The sequence below is a fragment of the Janibacter sp. CFPM2_SD2 genome (genome assembly GCF_057364645.1).
Map to the genome: position 1 here is coordinate 1 of NZ_JBNFOF010000423.1, position 477 is coordinate 477.

Here is a 477-nt window from a genome sequence, read left to right on the forward strand (position 1 = left end):
GACGAGGAGGGCCAGCACGACGCCGGCCGGCGAGTGGCTGGCCCCCGAGACCGGGGATCCACGACACGAGGCGCGAGAGCAGCGAGAGCACGACGAGCGCGGGGCTCTGCTCCGTGCCGGAGCCCCAGCCCTGGCCGTGCCAGGCCATCCACCAGCTGTCCCACAGCTGGCCCGCCGTCGCGCGCCCGCCGAGGAGCTCGCCGCCGACGAGGCCGAAGTCGGTGCGGTGGCGCAGCTCGCCGGTGATGTGCCGTGCCGACCACATCGACAGGCCGCCGGCGAGGAGCACGAGCCACGGGAGGGGGTGGGTCAGCCAGCCGCCCTTGCGCTCGACCTCGAGCGAGCGGGCGTCGACGACGGGGTCGCGGCCGACACCGCTGCGGGCGTCGTCGACGTGCGTCGTCGGGCGTCGGCCGGGGTGACGAAGAGGGCGTCGAGGTCGCTGCGAGAGACCTCGCGGGCGCCCGCCCACGCCAG

1 protein-coding gene is annotated in these 477 nt (G+C 76.3%); it reads right to left on the minus strand.

The window, feature by feature from the left end; genetic code table 11:
* Positions 1-477: hypothetical protein (locus AC2W7J_RS18750; RefSeq protein ID WP_485984321.1), on the minus strand; the 477-nt coding region annotated here is incomplete at both ends.